Below are 14,671 nucleotides of genomic sequence, written 5' to 3' on the forward strand. Positions count from 1 at the left end.
CCTTGGGAAACCTCCACCACCTCCGCCATTGCGCGATCAAATTTCCCTGGAAGATCCAGCTCGAATATTCGAGTGAAAAGTGGGAATAGAACGCCTGTGCTTGAAGTTTCAACGACATACCGTCGTCGTGCGGCTCTCAACGGAGAGGCTCCGCACCCCGGCACCAACGAAAGGGCAATGATTATGGATTCCCTCGAGATTCGCGACCAGAAGGCAGACCACCTGCTCACGCCCGAAAACGCGGCGTTCATCGCAATCGACTACCAGCCGCTGCAGGTTTCGACCATTAAGTCGACCGAGCCGGCCACCATTGAGCGCAACATCGTCAAGACTGGCCGCGTGGCCAAGCTCTTCAACCTGCCGACCGTGCTGACCACCGTCCGCGTGGCACAGGGCCAGGACCCGACGATCCCGGCGCTGCGCGACCTGTTCCCCGACGTCGAAGAGATCGACCGAACCACGATCAACTCGTGGGAAGACAAGGACTTCCGTGCAGCCGTTGAAGCAACCGGCCGCAAGAAGCTCGTCATGACCGCTCTGTGGACCGAAGCCTGCCTGAGCTTCCCAGCCCTCGACGCCGCCAAGGAAGGCTACGACGTGTACGCCGTCGTCGACGCCGTCGGCGGTACATCGAAGGAAGCCCACGAAACCGCTCTGCGCCGCCTTGAGCAGGCCGGCGTGAAGCTGGTCACGTGGGTCCAGCTCGCATGCGAACTCCAGCGCGACTGGAACCGCGAAGAAACCGCCGGCGAATTCGCAAACATCCTGTTCAAGGACTGAATTCGTTACCGGGCACATGCCCGGCCGTGGTGAATCGTTCAAGAGGGGAGACGAACCAACAATGTCGGTTCGTCTCCCCTCCTTCTTGTGTGATTTGTACGCAAACGTAAGTAGTGCGCTTTTGAACCACGCGACACGCAAATTCAGGAGAATGCAACAATGACTGAGCAGAACATCCCTCAGCAAAACCCAACCCAGCAGCCCGCTTACGGGCAGCCCATGTACGGTCAGCAGTACGATCCACGTTACAAGGTGATTAACAAGCACCTGTTTGTATGGCTGGGCGCGTTCTTCTTTGGCGGCCTGGGCGTGGACCGCTTCATGCGAGGCCAGGTTGGCCTCGGCATTTTCAAGCTCCTGATTGGCTGGTGGGCAACCCTCGGTATTTGGCCTCTGGTCGATTGGATTATTGCAGTGGTGAAGGCCTACGGTTCGGCATACTCGGCCGGCGAGGAAATCGTCTTCGACGCTTCCGGCCACTACATCCGCTGAGTCATTCATCAAGCGGTCTAATCACCGAAAATGGCGGTTTTTCACGAAAAACTTTCGTGAAAAACCGCCATTTTCTTCTGTTGGCCACGATGATCGTGTGCCTCTCGCTGGGCTCGCCTTCGATCGCTTACAGCTCCACGGATTCGCCGTCGTGGAGGGGGATCGCTGTTGCGCCCACGCGTGTGGCGAGCTTTTCGGCTGTGTGCATCTCGAACTCCACGCCCAGATCGCCCAGCGGAGCATCGTGAATCGGAATCACGTACTTCGGCGGGTTGGCTTCGAGGGCGCGCTCGCGATCGACGTTCTTCGCCCACGGGGTCTCCATTGGCAACAACAGGATTTCCGCCGCAACAGGCTGCAACGCATCGCCCGGGTGGAGCAGGCGACCATCGATCAGGAAGCCAACATTCAAAATCTCCGGATCGTCGAGCGACGTCGTATCCTGCAAGTGCCCAACTACGTCGATGCGCACGCCACCGACGTCGAACGAGTCGCCGTCGTCGACGCTCCGAACCGCAAACTCGGCCGTTTCCGCAAGCGACGCCGGCCCGTAAACCGGCAACTCCGGCTTCGCCGCAACTGCCTTCGCCACGGCCTCGTGGGAAATATGGTCGAAGTGATCGTGCGTGATTAGCACAGCATCAACGCTGGTCAGATCCGGAATCGTGCCGAACTCGCCCGGATCAATCGCCAGGCGCACGTTCTTCGTCTCCACCAAAACCGCCGCATGAGTAAAACGTGTAATCTTCATTTCTGCTCCTTGATTCTGTGAATGAAACGCCGCGAGCCGCGGATTTATGCCAGGAGGTAGCCGACGCCGGCACCCCAACTGGAGCACCGGCGTCGGGGGCGCATCAGCCGAGGATGAGCTTCTGGTTACCAAACGTCGCGACGACTTCGACAGCTCCACCGAGAGCGGTGACGTAAGCGCGCAGGGTATCGAGCCCTGAGCGCCCGAGTTCACCTTTTTCAAGCGCGGAGATCGTGGGCTGGGTAAGGTTCATACGCTGCGCAACTTCGGATTGTGTCACACCAAGTGATTCGCGGATTTGGCGAAGCGAATATGCGCGCTCTTCCGCCTCCATCTGCTGTACGAGTTCAGCGACTCGTTCTGGGCGTGGCTGACGCTGGGCCTTCATGTCCTTCCAGGATGTCGTTTCCATGGTGCGTTCCCCTCTATTCTTCGTAGGTTTTGAGTTGGAGGAGCCATTCGTCGAACAGTGCGTCAGCTCGAGGAATGTTGGTTTTGTACCACTCGCTCCATTTGTCGGCTTTATCTCCCGCAATGAGGAGGACTGCTTGGCGGTGAGGGTCGAAGGCGAAGAGGATGCGGATCTTGCTTCGTCCACGAGAACCCGGCCTTAGCTCTTTCATGTTGTGATGACGTGATGCTTTGATGTGGTCTGCAGTGGGACGACCAAGCGCTGGCCCGGCGGTTTCGAGGCGCGTGATCGCGGCGGCAACGAGATCATAATCGTCGTCGGTGAGGTTGAGGAGCCAGTCCTCAACTTGTTTCATCAGGATAATCTCCCACATAAAATTAGAATATAGATTCAAATCTATATTATCAATATGGCTCCTCCGAGGAGTTTGAGTGCAGCGCACTCGGGTGTCAGCCGACGCCGGCACCCCAACTGGAGTACCGGCGTCGGCATGAGGACGGAAAATAAAAATCCGTCATTTAATTGTTCGTCGCCAAAAATCGGCGAATCAGTAGCCCAGACGCTGGGCGAAATCGACGAGGCGGAGCGAGAACGCCCACTCGTTGTCGTACCAGCCGTGAACCTTCACCGTGCGGCCGCCGATCACCTCGGTGAGCGGGGCGTCGTAGATCGAGGAATGATCGTTACGCACGATGTCCGACGAAACGATCGGTGCCTCGGAGTACTGGAGGATGCCCTTGAAGTTCTCCTGCTCGGAGGCCTTCTTGAACGCGGCGTTCACTTCGTTCACGGTGACGTCCTTATCGAGGACAACCGTCAGATCCGTGATCGACCCAACCGGAACCGGCACGCGAAGCGCTGCGCCGGTCAGCTTGCCGTCGAGCTCCGGGATCACCTTGCCGATTGCCTTCGCGGCCCCCGACGACGTCGGGATGATCGACATGGCCGCAGCGCGGGCGCGGCGAGCGTCCTTGTGCGGGGCGTCGTGAAGACGCTGATCGGAGGTGTAGGCGTGAACCGTTGTCATCAGGCCGTTGACGATACCGAAGTTATCGTTGAGGACCTTCGCCAGCGGGGCCAGCGAGTTCGTGGTGCAGGAGCCGTTGGAGAAAACGTCGAACTTTTCCGGGTCGAGCGTATCGTCGTTGACGCCCAGAACAATCGTCTGAACGTCCGAATCGGAACCCTTTGCCGGAGCGGAAATGATGACCTTCTTCGCGCCACCAGCAAGGTGGGCCTTTGCCTTCTCGGCGTCCACGAAGCGGCCGGTCGATTCAATCACCACATCTACGCCGAGCTCGCCCCACGGGATCTTTGCCGGATCTGGCTCGGAAAGAACCTTGAACGAATCGTTGCCCACGGAGATCACGTCGCCGTCAACCGAGACGCCTTCGAGGTGGCCGTCGAGCGTATCCCACTCGAGCAGGTCAGCGAGCATTTCCGGCGAGGTGAGATCGTTGACCGCCACGATATCGACATCCGCGCCCGTCTTCAGAGCGGCGCGCACAAACGTACGACCAATTCGACCGAATCCGTTGATACCAATCTTTGTGGTCATATGCCCTTCTTTCTGTGGGCGGCTCGCGGGGCTTTTCCCTGCGCCGTACCGCTCCATCTGAAGGTGTTAACGGCCGGCCGGCGAGTTTATTCCGAACGGGCGGTACTAGATATGCTCAGGGTGAAACACCGACGCCGGGGCGTGGCCTGCGTCCGAAAAACGCCGACGCCGGCACCCCAACTGGAGCACCGGCGTCGGCTGGCGATAAAACAGCGAGTTTACAGGCGGATCAAGCGATCCCATGCGGAGAGGGCTGCGGTGGCGCCCGAACCGGAGGCGATCACGATCTGCTTGAACGCTGTGTCTGAGCAGTCACCAGCGGCATAAATGCCGGGCACGTTCGTGGCGCCTTTACCGTCGGTAGCGATCTCGTGCTTCGCGTTGAGCTCCACGGCATCGCCAAGCCACTCCGTATTCGGCAGTAGGCCGATCTGCACGAAAATGCCGGAGAGCTCGAGCTGCTTCTCCTCGCCGGACGCGCGATCCGTGTACGCCAGGCCCGTGACCTGCGAGCCGTCGCCCAGAACGGCCGTCGTTGCGGCGTTCGTGATCACGTCCGCGTTCGGCAGTGCGGCGAGCGAATCCATGAGGACATCGTCCGCGCGGCACTTGTCCGCAAACTCGAGCACGGTGACGTGCGAGGCGTGCACTGCCACGTCGATCGCGGCCTCGATTCCCGAATTTCCGCCGCCAATCACGGCCACCTTCTTGCCCTTGAACAGCGGGCCGTCGCAGTGCGGGCAGAACGTGACGCCCTTGTTGCGGTATTCCTCCTCGCCCGGCACGCCCATGAGGCGCCAGCGAGCGCCCGTGGCGACGACGACGGTGCGAGCCTTGAGCGCACCCTCACCGAAGTGGACGGTGTGCAGCTCACCCTCTGCCGACGCCGGTGTGAGGCTGGTTGCGGTGGACGCCGGGTAGACATCGATCTCGTAGTGCTTGACGTGCTCCTCGAGCTGTGCTGAGAGCTTCGGGCCCTCCGTGTAGGTCTGCGAAATGAAGTTCTCGATCGCGAGGGTGTCGTTCATCTGGCCGCCGAAACGCTCGCCGGTGATCGCGGTGCGCAGGCCCTTGCGGGCAAAGTAGATTGCGGCTGCCGCGCCGGCGGGACCCTGGCCCACAACGAGCGCATCGTACGGCTCGGCTGCGTTCATCTTGCTGGCCGCACGATCGGCCGCGCCGGCATCCAGACGTGCCACGAACTCTTCGATCGTGGTGCGGCCCTGGCCGAACTCTTCACCGTTCAGGTAAATCGTGGGCACGGAGAGAATGTTCTTCGCGTTCACCTCATCCTGGAACAAGGAACCTTCGACGGCGGTGTGCCGGATGCGCGGGTTGATCACACTCATCGTGTTGAGCGCCTGAACCACGGTGGGGCAGTTTTGGCAGGTGAGCGACATGTAGGTGACGAACTCGAAATCGCCCTCGAGTGCCGCCACTGCATCAATGAGTTCGGGCTCTTCCTTAATCGGGTTGCCGCCCACCTGCAGCAATGCGAGTACCAGCGAGGAGAACTCGTGGCCCATCGGGATACCAGCGAAAGACACGGCAATATCGGTGCCGACTCGCCGGATCGTGAACCCAGGTTTACGCTCGTTCGCCGAATCGTCGCGAACGTACTCAACATTCGAGCTGAGCGCGGCAATATCCTGCAGTAGCAACTCGAGATCCGCCGACGCCGGGCGCTCATCCAGCGAAGCCACCAGCTCCACCTTCTCGGTGATGCGCGGCATGAGGGGAGCGAGCGACGCGCTCAAATTTTCGTCCAAAAGTTTCTTAGCCATCCTGGCCTCCAAGTAGTAAAAACGACGGCGGCGGGTGATCCCACCGCCGTCGTTAGCGACGCGAAATCAGATCTTGCCAACCAGATCGATGCCCGGGGTGAGGGTGGCTTCGCCCTCTTCCCACTTGGCGGGGCACACCTCGCCCGGGTGGGCGGCGACGTACTGGGCAGCCTTGATCTTGCGCAGGAGCTCCTCGGCGGAACGGCCGATACCTTCGGCGGTCTGCTCGATGTACTGGATCACGCCCTGCGGATCAATGAGGTAGGTGGCGCGATCGGCCTGGGCGCCGTTCTCGCGGAGCGTCTCGAAGTTGCGGGCGAGCTGAGTGTTGGCATCGCCGAGCATGTAGTACTGAACCTTGCCGACCTCTTCCGAATCGTCGTGCCAGGCCTTGTGGACGAAGTGGGAATCGGTGGAAACCGAGAACACTTCTACGCCCATCTCCTGGAGCTGGGCGTAGTGATCAGCGAGATCGCCGAGCTCGGTGGGGCAGACGAAGGTGAAATCGCCCGGGTAGAAGAAGAAAACGGCCCACTTGCCGAGAACGTCCTTCTCGGTGACCTCAACAAATTCGCCATTGTGGTACGCCTGCGCGGTGAACGGCAGGATTTCGGTGTTAATCAGCGACATGATCGCCCTTTCGCGGTAACCTCGGCGCGAAACGCCAAGACTTGAATCGTTCAAGAAAAGTCTACCGGCACCGACGTCGAACCACCAAAACGCCTCGCTAAGGTGTCGCTAACCTAACCACGCATCGCGGCCGACAATGCAGCCTTCCACGAGCCGAACCGCTGACGAATCGCCGCGCCCGACGGCAACTCGCCCTTCTTCTCCTTGCGCTCCAGCCACGTCTTGTACCCCGCGAACGACGCCGAAGCGCCCGTATGAGCAGCATCGATCATGTACGCGCGAATCGCATAAATATAATCATCCTGGCTGAACTTCAGGCCGCCGCGGGCTCGCCCGCGGCGGGGTTCAAGCCCGATCGCTGCAAGAGCATCGTTCCAATAACCGTTGAAACGCTTGATAATCGTCTGCGAGGTAGGCGGCCACAGGAAGCCATTCTCCGCATCCGGCTGCATCGCAATAAACTGCGCGCGGCGCTGATCGTACTCCTTCGCTGTGAGCGTGGCCTGCGGATCCTCGCGCGTGAGTGCATCCCCAGCCGCGATCAGCCCGAGTGCGCGGGAGATCTCCGCCTCGCTCATCCCCTCCAGATGTGCAGAAATCTCCTCGCGCACCGCCTGCGAAATCTCACTCGCCTCCATCGGCTCCAGATCGTTCGCCGAGGCCAACATCAAATACATCGCCGCCATCAACGACCGCTGCCCGAAATGCTTCGCCGGTCCGTGGCTCGAACGTGCCGTCTCCAACACGCCCCCACGGTACAAAACCTCCATCGCCACGATCGCGGCCGACGTCGCCACGTCCGAAAGCTCCGCATGGAAACTCACCGACTGATCGTCCGGCTTCCCACACAAATCCGAAATCCCGCGCACCGACACGAACGGCACACCAAACCGCGCGGCAGTCTGCGCTGCCGCATGGCTCTCCATATCCGCGCTCAGCGCGGCCGGGAACACCTCGCGCTTGTCCTCAACATTGCGCTCAGTGACAAACGCATCCGACGACAGCATCTGCCCAATTCGCACCGACCCAGCAGTGACCTCGTGCGCCAATCCCGCCGCCTGCGAACTTGTGAACGAGGAAACCGCCTCCGACCAGTGAACGCGCCCGCCCGACGTCGCCAACTCATTGACGAGAGCCTGCGCGCCGTCGAGCAGATCCGGATCGCCGTCGAATACCGGCGGCTGCCCCGGCACCTGCCCCGGCGCGTAGCCGAACGCCGTGCCATCCGCGCCACCATTAATATACGTCGCCCCCACAACCACTTGGCCCACACGCGAATCCGCCGCAAGCCCGCCCGTCGAACCAATCGAGACGATCGCGCGCGGCTGATACTTCGCCAGTGCCCACCCCAGGGCGGAGGCACACGCCGCCATGCCGATGCCCGTCACCATCGTGACAATATCGCTCCGCCCGCGATGGAACGCCACCACCTTTGCCACCGAATTCTCCACCTCGGTGCGCTTCGCCCCCGCAAGGAGCTCATGCATCGGTGCCATCTCCTGTGGCATCGCAGAAATAATCAGTGCATTCACTGGAATCATGAGGCGGCTCCTTCGCCGACGCCGGACGCTCCCGTTGCGTTCTCGCTCGCGGCTGTTTCGGGCGCAAGGCGCGCACCGGCGTCGTCAGCCGACGGCGCACCCGGAGCCATCACCTGTTCCCACGCCGAGCGCTTCGCGAGCATCGCCGTAACCGCATCCTGGGCACCCTTGAGTGAATGGTGCGCGCCCCAACCGCACTGCACCTCGTTGGCGGCGGGAACAGCCGTGGCGGCGAGAATATCACGGAAAGTGGTCTCAACCAGGGCCGCGGTTGCCGGCACATCCGGCTCGCCCGCGAGCATCAGATAGAAGCCCGTCTGGCAACCCATCGGCGAAAAATCCACCACATTCGGCGCATGATTGCGCGAAAACTCCGCGAACATGTGCTCGATCGAATGCACCGCGTCCATCTCCAGATGCTCGCGGTTCGGCTGGCAAAAACGCACATCATATTTCGTGAGTACTGCGCCCTCACCCAGACGCTTCACATCCGCCACGCGGATATATGGTGCGGAAACGTCACGATGATCGAGGTTAAACGACTCCACATTGAGTTTCATGATGTGCTCCCGAAACGCTCTCATTAAACAGTTATGGCTTTAGGTTACACTCACGGCCGCGCGGGCGGGGGCTGGGTGGCGTTCCCCTGGAATTATCCAGGATTTTTTCGAGAGCGGACCCACGTGGACACCGTGCGTGCACGTCAAGGATAATGTGCGCTATGAACGCAATTGTGACAGTGACAGGGCTCGATGCTACTGGGATCGTGGCGGCGGTGGCCGGCCACCTGGCCGAAAAGAACGTCAATATTCTCGATATCTCGCAGCAGACGATGGGCGAGTATTTCGCGATGATCCTCGAGATTGAGGTGGGTGAACAGTCGAACATGCTGCAACTGCAGGAATCCTTGCGCGCCCTCGGTGAGGAGCGCGGGCTCGTGATCACGCTGCAGTCGCACGCGATCTTCGACGCGATGCACGATCTGTAAGGGGCGCCCATGCTGCACAACGTCAATGAGATCCTCGATACGGTCAACATGATCGCCCAGGATAAGCTCGATATTCGTACCGTGACGATGGGTATTTCCCTCCTTGATTGCGCCGATTCGGACGATGCGAAGGCGCGGGCGCGCGCGTATGAGAAGATCACGCGCCTGGCTGCGAACCTTGTGGAGACGGCGCAGTCGATTGAGGCAGAACTCGGTATCCCGATTATTAACAAGCGCATTTCAGTGACCCCGATCGCACTGGTTGCGGGCGCCTCCGAGAAGGCGGATTACGTGGAGTGGGCGCGCATGCTCGATTCCGCGGCGAAGGCCGTGGGTGTGGATTTCGTGGGCGGCTTCTCGGCTCTTGTGGAAAAGGGTGCGACGACGTCGGACCAGCGCCTGATCGACGCGATCCCCGAGGCTTTGACCAGCACGGACGTTGTGTGTTCGTCGGTGAATATTGGGTCCTCGCGCGCGGGTATCAACATGGATGCTGTCAAGCGCATGGGTGAGGTGATTGCTGAGACGGCGCACCGCCCCGGCGGCCTGCTCGGCGCGGCGAAGCTTGTGGTGTTCGCGAACTCGGTGGGCGACAACCCGTTCATGGCTGGCGCCTTCCACGGCGTGGAGATGCCCGAGTGCGTGGTGAGCGTGGGCGTTTCGGGCCCGGGCGTGATCAAACGCGCGATCGATTCGGTGCCGGAGGCGTCGTTTAATGAGCTCGCGGAGATCGTGAAGAAGGCTGCGTTCAAGGTGACACGCACGGGCGAGATCGTGGGCCGGATGGCCGCGAAGCGCCTCGGTGTGCAGTTTGGCATCGTGGATCTTTCGCTGGCGCCGACGGCGGAGGTGGGCGATTCGGTCGCCCGCGCGCTCGAGGCGATGGGCTTGGAGCGCATCGGCGCTCACGGCACCACAGCAGCACTCGCACTGCTCAACGACGCCGTGAAGAAGGGCGGCCTGATGGCCTGCTCGCAGGTGGGTGGCCTTTCCGGCTCGTTCATCCCGGTTTCTGAGGATGAGGGCATGATCGAGGCGGCGCGCTTGGGTGCGATCACTGTGTCCAAGCTTGAGGCGATGACGGCGATCTGCTCGGTTGGCCTGGACATGATTGCGATCCCGGGGGAGACGCCGGCGGCGTCGATCGCGGGCATGATCGCGGACGAGGCTGCGATCGGCGTGATGAATTCGAAGACCACCGCTGTGCGTGTGATTCCAGCTGTGGGCGTGCCCAAGGGTGAGATGGTGGAGTTCGGTGGGCTGCTCGGCCAGGCTCCAGTGATGGATGTGAGCCCATATTCGTCTGAGGCTTTCATCGCGAGGGGCGGCGCGATCCCCGCGCCGCTACACCAGTTTAAGAACTGACACGCTTGGCGTAAGGGTTGGGGGCTCGCCGTTTTTCGGCGAGCCCCCCAACCCGTGATTATTCGCGGCGCGAGTTATGCCCGCTCGGCCTGGCAATCCGGGCAGTAGCCCCAGAAAGTCACTTCGGCCTCGTCGAGCACGAATCCGTGATCGTCCGAGGGCGTCAGGCACGGCGCATATCCCACCGCGCAGTCAATATCGATCACCGTGGCGCAGCCGCGGCACACCAGGTGATGGTGGTTGTCGTGGTTCGACACCTCGTAGAGCGGCACCGAGCCCGCCGGCTCGATCCGGCGCAGGATTCCCTTTTCGGTGAGCGCGTGGAGCACATCGTAAATCGCTTGGGTGGACACCCGGCCGAGCCGTGCAGTGACTCCGCGCCGAACGTCGTCGGCAGTAGAGTGAGGGTGCTCGGTGAGTTCGTGGAGCACCGACAGGCGCGGCTTGGTGACCCGCAGGCCTGCTTCATGCAGTGCATCTGAGAAAAGTGTGTCCATGCCCCCATATTCGCGGGTTTTGTCGAACGGTTCAAGTTTCTTGTGGCAAATTGCACGGCTTCCCGACGTCGGTGGCCCTAATTTTGGCAAGTTTCAGGGGCAAAAGTCCCGGCAGGCGAGGGGTCTGTGAGGTGTGGTCCGCTGTCAACCTGGTGGGCTGGCGTTCAGCTGGCATCCCACATTGTGGGGAAATATGCACGCCCAACTCGCCAATAAACGGGTAAACTAGTTTGCCTTCCTCCGATTTTTTCGCGTGATCGCGCGCCTTTGGTTGTCAAGAGGGAAAATCCCACACACCCGAACATCTTGTGATGCGTGATTTTCTCACACACTAGATGTAGTGTTAGTGGACGTCGCCGATCGCACCGGCGTCGGAAACTATCCCGCAACGAAACCCACCCGTCGGGGCCAACGCAATATAAGGAGAGACCGATGATCACCGTTTACAGCAAGCCGGCATGCGTGCAGTGCAACGCCACGAAGCGCCAGCTGATCAAGCTCGGTCTCGACTTCGCCGAAGTGGATCTCACCCAGGATGCCCAGGCCCTCGAGTCCGTCAAGGCGCTCGGCTACGCGGCCGCGCCCGTCGTCGTTGCCAATGGCGACCACTGGAGCGGCTACCGTCCCGACAAGCTCAAGGCCCTCGCCACCCCAGCCGCCGCTTCCGTCGCAGCCTGAACATGGTTCACGTGGTCTACTTTTCGTCGGTCACGAACAACACGGCGCGTTTCGTTGAAAAACTCGGGGTGGAGGCCGAGCGCATCCCACTCCGCGCTGGCGACCCATTCCTCCACGTCACCGAGCCCTACGTGCTGATCGTCCCCACATACGGCGGCGGAAACCACGGCGGCGCGGTGCCCAAACAGGTCATCAAATTCCTCAACGACGAAAGCAACCGCTCCCTGATCCGCGGGGTCATCTCCGCGGGCAACACAAACTTCGGGAAAGCCTATTGCATTGCGGGGGATATCATCTCCCGCAAAACCCACGTACCCCACATGTATCGGTTCGAACTTCTCGGCACGCAACAAGACGTGGCGAAAGTCAAAGAAGGATTGGAAAAGTTTTGGACTACCATTCACTGAACGCCCAGCTCAACCTGTATGCGCCGGACGGCTCGATCCAGTTCGGCGCCGATCTTCAGGCCACGGAAGCCTACATGGCCGAGCATGTTGAGCCCCGACGTCGCCACTTCGCCTCGGTGGCCGAGCGCCTCGCGTACCTCGTTGCGGAAGGCTACTACGAGGAGGAAGTGCTCGCTCAGTACAGCCCCGAGTTCCTCGAGCAGATCTACGCCGAGGCCGCCGCGATGGACTTCCACTTTTCCTCATTCCTGGGCGCGTTCAAGTTCCACACCTCCTACGCGCTCAAGAGTTTCGACGGCGCCGAGTACCTGGAGAACTTCGAGGAGCGCACGGTGATGGTTGCGCTCGCGCTCGCGGCCGGCGACGCCGATGGGGCGCTTACGCTCATGCGCGAGATCGTTTCGGGCCGGTTCCAGCCGGCTACGCCCACATTCCTCAACGCGGGCAAGGTGGCGCGCGGCGAACTGGTTTCCTGCTTCCTGCTGCGCATCGAAGACAACATGGAATCGATCGCGCGCGGTATTAATTCGGCTCTGCAGCTTTCTAAGCGTGGCGGCGGTGTGGCGCTGAACCTGACGAACCTGCGCGAGCAGGGCGCACCGATCAAGCGCATCCAGAACCAATCCTCGGGTGTGAACCCCGTGATGAAGCTGCTGGAGGATTCGTTCTCTTACGCTAATCAGCTCGGCGCCCGGCAGGGCGCGGGAGCCGTCTACCTCCACGCCCACCACCCCGATATCCTGCGCTTCCTCGATACGAAGCGCGAGAACGCAGACGAAAAGATCCGCATCAAGACTCTCTCCCTCGGCGTGGTGATCCCGGACATCACCTTCGAGCTGGCCAAGGCGAACGAGCCGATGTACCTGTTCTCCCCGTACGACGTGGAGCGCGTGTACGGCGTTCCAATGACGGAAATCTCGGTGTCCGAGAAATACCGCGAGATGGTGGCCGACGATCGCATCCGTAAGTACACAATCGATGCGCGCCACTTCTTCCAGACCCTCGCCGAGATCCAGTTCGAATCCGGCTACCCGTACATTGTGTTCGAAGATACGGTCAACCGCGCGAACCCGATCGACGGGCGCATCTCGATGTCCAACCTGTGCTCGGAAATCCTGCAGGTCTCGGAGGCCTCCGAGCTGAATGCCGATCTTTCCTACGAGCACGTGGGCAAGGATATTTCGTGCAATCTCGGCTCGCTCAACATTGCCAAGGCGATGGATGCGAAGGATCTCGGCCGCACGGTGGAAACCGCGATCCGCGCGCTCACCGCAGTCTCGGATCAGACCTCCATCGATTCGGTGCCGTCGATCAAGCGTGGCAATGCTGGTTCGCATGCGATCGGCCTGGGGCAGATGAACCTCCACGGGTATCTTGGCCGCGAGCGGATTTTCTACGGCTCGCCCGAGGCGCTCGATTTCACGAACATCTACTTCTACACCGTGGCCTACCATGCGATCCGCGCCTCCATGCTGATTGCGAAGGAGCGCGGCGAAACGTTCGAGGGTTTCGAGCGCTCGGATTACGCCAACGGCTCTTTCTTCGATAAGTACATCGAGCGCGAGTGGGTCCCGGAAACGCAGCGCGTGTGCGAGCTGTTTGCCGGCCACCACATCCCAACGCAAGACGATTGGCGTCAGCTGCGCTCCGACGTCGCCGAGCACGGCATGTATAACCAGAACCTGCAGGCCGTGCCGCCCACAGGCTCGATCTCGTACATCAACCACTCCACCTCCTCGATCCACCCGATCGCTTCGAAGATCGAGATCCGCAAGGAAGGCAAGCTCGGGCGAGTGTACTACCCGGCCGCCTACATGACCAACGAGAACCTTGAATACTTCCAGGACGCGTACGAGATCGGCCCGCGCGCCATCATCGACACGTACGCGGTGGCGACCCAGCATGTGGATCAGGGCCTGAGCCTGACGCTGTTCTACCCGGACACGGTTTCCACGCGCGACGTCAACAAGAACTACATTTACGCGTGGCGCAAGGGCATCAAGAGCCTGTACTACATGCGCATCCGCCAGGCTGCCCTCGAGGGCACCGAGGTGGAGGGCTGCGTGAGCTGCATGCTCTAGGCGAAGTCGGCCAACTCCACCTTCACGCCAGTGAAGAACGGCGTGTCTTGCCGCACGTGCATGCGCGCTTCGGTCTTGCGGAAGTCGTACATGAGGTCCACGAGGCGTTCGGGCGAATCGGCCTCCACGCTCACCACCCACTCGTAGTCGGAGAGCGCAAACGTGGCCATCGTGGACGACACCACGTCCAGGTATCCCTTGCCCGCCGCCGCATGGTTGCGCATGATCGCGGCGCGCTTCCAATCCGGCAGCAGGTACCAATCGTAGGAACGGATGAACGGGTACACGGCCGCGTACTTCGGCGTACGCGAGGACACGAGGAACCCGGGCAAGTGCGAACGGTTGAACTCGGCAGGGCGGTGCACCGCGATCGTTGACCACACGGGCTCGAAGTGCTCGCACTCCTGGAATACGCGGTAGGCGGCCTGAAGGGCTTCGGGGTTGTCGGCGCGAAGCCACATCATGAGGTCGGCGTCGGCGCGGTAGCCGCGCAGATCGTAGAAGCCGCGCACGCTCACGCTGTCAAGTTTCGCCTCGAGCTCAGCGAGGGCTTCGCGGCTCGGCGCCATGCCGTTCACCAGACGAAACACTGACCACATCGTGAAGTTGCGGCCGTTGTTAATCGCCTCGACTTCCTCGTCGGTGGGCATGTGATCGAATGCGGGCATTCCTGGGTGGGTCATTTTTTCTCCTAAGGTGTGGTTTGT

General features: G+C 61.1%; 17 protein-coding genes. 7 read left to right on the plus strand and 10 right to left on the minus strand.

Features of this window, described 5'->3' with window-relative positions:
* Positions 1 to 96: 96 nt before the first annotated feature.
* Positions 97 to 780 carry a hydrolase gene (locus tag P8A24_RS00260; RefSeq protein WP_278058543.1) on the plus strand — a complete coding sequence of 228 codons (684 nt, stop codon included), beginning with the start codon at positions 97 to 99 and terminating at the stop codon, positions 778 to 780.
* A 159-nt stretch (positions 781 to 939) separates the two neighbouring features.
* The gene (locus P8A24_RS00265; RefSeq protein WP_278058545.1) at positions 940 to 1,272 is read left to right on the plus strand and encodes a TM2 domain-containing protein; all 333 of its coding nucleotides are present in this window, start codon (positions 940 to 942) and stop codon (positions 1,270 to 1,272) included.
* A 127-nt stretch (positions 1,273 to 1,399) separates the two neighbouring features.
* Here the strand turns inward: P8A24_RS00265 and P8A24_RS00270 are convergent, their stop codons facing one another.
* The 8 genes from P8A24_RS00270 to P8A24_RS00305 form a co-directional block, all read right to left on the minus strand.
* A complete protein-coding gene (locus P8A24_RS00270; protein ID WP_278058547.1) occupies positions 1,400 to 2,023 on the minus strand; it encodes an MBL fold metallo-hydrolase in 624 nt (207 codons plus the stop codon).
* Positions 2,024 to 2,126: 103 nt separating this feature from the next.
* On the minus strand, positions 2,127 to 2,435 hold the full coding sequence (locus tag P8A24_RS00275; RefSeq protein WP_278058549.1) for a helix-turn-helix domain-containing protein: 309 nt from the start codon (positions 2,433 to 2,435) through the stop codon (positions 2,127 to 2,129).
* Between the two features lie 13 nt (positions 2,436 to 2,448).
* On the minus strand, positions 2,449 to 2,808 hold the full coding sequence (locus P8A24_RS00280; protein ID WP_278058550.1) for a type II toxin-antitoxin system RelE/ParE family toxin: 360 nt from the start codon (positions 2,806 to 2,808) through the stop codon (positions 2,449 to 2,451).
* Positions 2,809 to 2,982: 174 nt separating this feature from the next.
* Entirely contained in the window at positions 2,983 to 3,993 is a 1,011-nt protein-coding gene (gap, locus tag P8A24_RS00285) for a type I glyceraldehyde-3-phosphate dehydrogenase (RefSeq protein ID WP_278058551.1), read from the minus strand.
* 218 nt (positions 3,994 to 4,211) lie between these two features.
* Positions 4,212 to 5,777 carry an alkyl hydroperoxide reductase subunit F gene (gene ahpF, locus P8A24_RS00290; protein WP_278058553.1) on the minus strand — a complete coding sequence of 522 codons (1,566 nt, stop codon included), beginning with the start codon at positions 5,775 to 5,777 and terminating at the stop codon, positions 4,212 to 4,214.
* Between the two features lie 66 nt (positions 5,778 to 5,843).
* Positions 5,844 to 6,407 carry an alkyl hydroperoxide reductase subunit C gene (gene ahpC, locus P8A24_RS00295; protein ID WP_278058555.1) on the minus strand — a complete coding sequence of 188 codons (564 nt, stop codon included), beginning with the start codon at positions 6,405 to 6,407 and terminating at the stop codon, positions 5,844 to 5,846.
* A 113-nt stretch (positions 6,408 to 6,520) separates the two neighbouring features.
* The gene (locus tag P8A24_RS00300; RefSeq protein WP_278058557.1) at positions 6,521 to 7,948 is read right to left on the minus strand and encodes a 5'-methylthioadenosine/S-adenosylhomocysteine nucleosidase; all 1,428 of its coding nucleotides are present in this window, start codon (positions 7,946 to 7,948) and stop codon (positions 6,521 to 6,523) included.
* Positions 7,945 to 8,532 carry an S-ribosylhomocysteine lyase gene (locus P8A24_RS00305; RefSeq protein ID WP_442319920.1) on the minus strand — a complete coding sequence of 196 codons (588 nt, stop codon included), beginning with the start codon at positions 8,530 to 8,532 and terminating at the stop codon, positions 7,945 to 7,947. The genes P8A24_RS00300 and P8A24_RS00305 overlap by 4 nt, the downstream gene beginning before the upstream one ends.
* 137 nt (positions 8,533 to 8,669) lie before the next feature.
* Between P8A24_RS00305 and P8A24_RS00310 the strand changes: the two genes are divergently transcribed.
* On the plus strand, positions 8,670 to 8,936 hold the full coding sequence (locus tag P8A24_RS00310) for an ACT domain-containing protein (RefSeq protein ID WP_278058561.1): 267 nt from the start codon (positions 8,670 to 8,672) through the stop codon (positions 8,934 to 8,936).
* Between the two features lie 9 nt (positions 8,937 to 8,945).
* Complete coding sequence (locus P8A24_RS00315) at positions 8,946 to 10,301, plus strand: PFL family protein (protein WP_278058563.1); 1,356 nt, start codon at positions 8,946 to 8,948, stop codon at positions 10,299 to 10,301.
* A 74-nt stretch (positions 10,302 to 10,375) separates the two neighbouring features.
* On the opposite strand, the gene P8A24_RS00320 is transcribed toward P8A24_RS00315, so the two are convergent.
* Positions 10,376 to 10,798, minus strand: coding sequence for a Fur family transcriptional regulator (locus P8A24_RS00320; protein ID WP_278058565.1), 423 nt, complete (start codon positions 10,796 to 10,798; stop codon positions 10,376 to 10,378).
* 432 nt (positions 10,799 to 11,230) lie between these two features.
* Between P8A24_RS00320 and nrdH the strand changes: the two genes are divergently transcribed.
* Genes nrdH through nrdE form a run of 3 tightly spaced genes read left to right on the plus strand, consistent with a single transcriptional unit; the run spans position 11,231 to position 13,964 of the window.
* Positions 11,231 to 11,476 carry a glutaredoxin-like protein NrdH gene (nrdH, locus tag P8A24_RS00325; protein ID WP_278058567.1) on the plus strand — a complete coding sequence of 82 codons (246 nt, stop codon included), beginning with the start codon at positions 11,231 to 11,233 and terminating at the stop codon, positions 11,474 to 11,476.
* 2 nt (positions 11,477 to 11,478) lie between these two features.
* Positions 11,479 to 11,883: a class Ib ribonucleoside-diphosphate reductase assembly flavoprotein NrdI gene (gene nrdI / locus P8A24_RS00330; protein ID WP_278058569.1), complete on the plus strand. Its 405-nt coding sequence runs from the start codon at positions 11,479 to 11,481 to the stop codon at positions 11,881 to 11,883.
* Positions 11,865 to 13,964: a class 1b ribonucleoside-diphosphate reductase subunit alpha gene (gene nrdE / locus P8A24_RS00335; protein WP_278058571.1), complete on the plus strand. Its 2,100-nt coding sequence runs from the start codon at positions 11,865 to 11,867 to the stop codon at positions 13,962 to 13,964. The genes nrdI and nrdE overlap by 19 nt, the downstream gene beginning before the upstream one ends.
* Here nrdE and hemQ read toward each other — a convergent pair.
* Positions 13,961 to 14,647, minus strand: a complete 687-nt coding sequence (hemQ, locus tag P8A24_RS00340) for a hydrogen peroxide-dependent heme synthase (protein WP_278058573.1) — start codon at positions 14,645 to 14,647, stop codon at positions 13,961 to 13,963. The two genes, nrdE and hemQ, sit on opposite strands and share 4 nt — an antisense overlap.
* Positions 14,648 to 14,671 lie beyond the last annotated feature (24 nt).

Origin of the sequence: Arcanobacterium wilhelmae, from assembly GCF_029632765.1 — a bacterium.
Classification (GTDB): Bacteria; Actinomycetota; Actinomycetes; order Actinomycetales; family Actinomycetaceae; genus Arcanobacterium; species Arcanobacterium wilhelmae.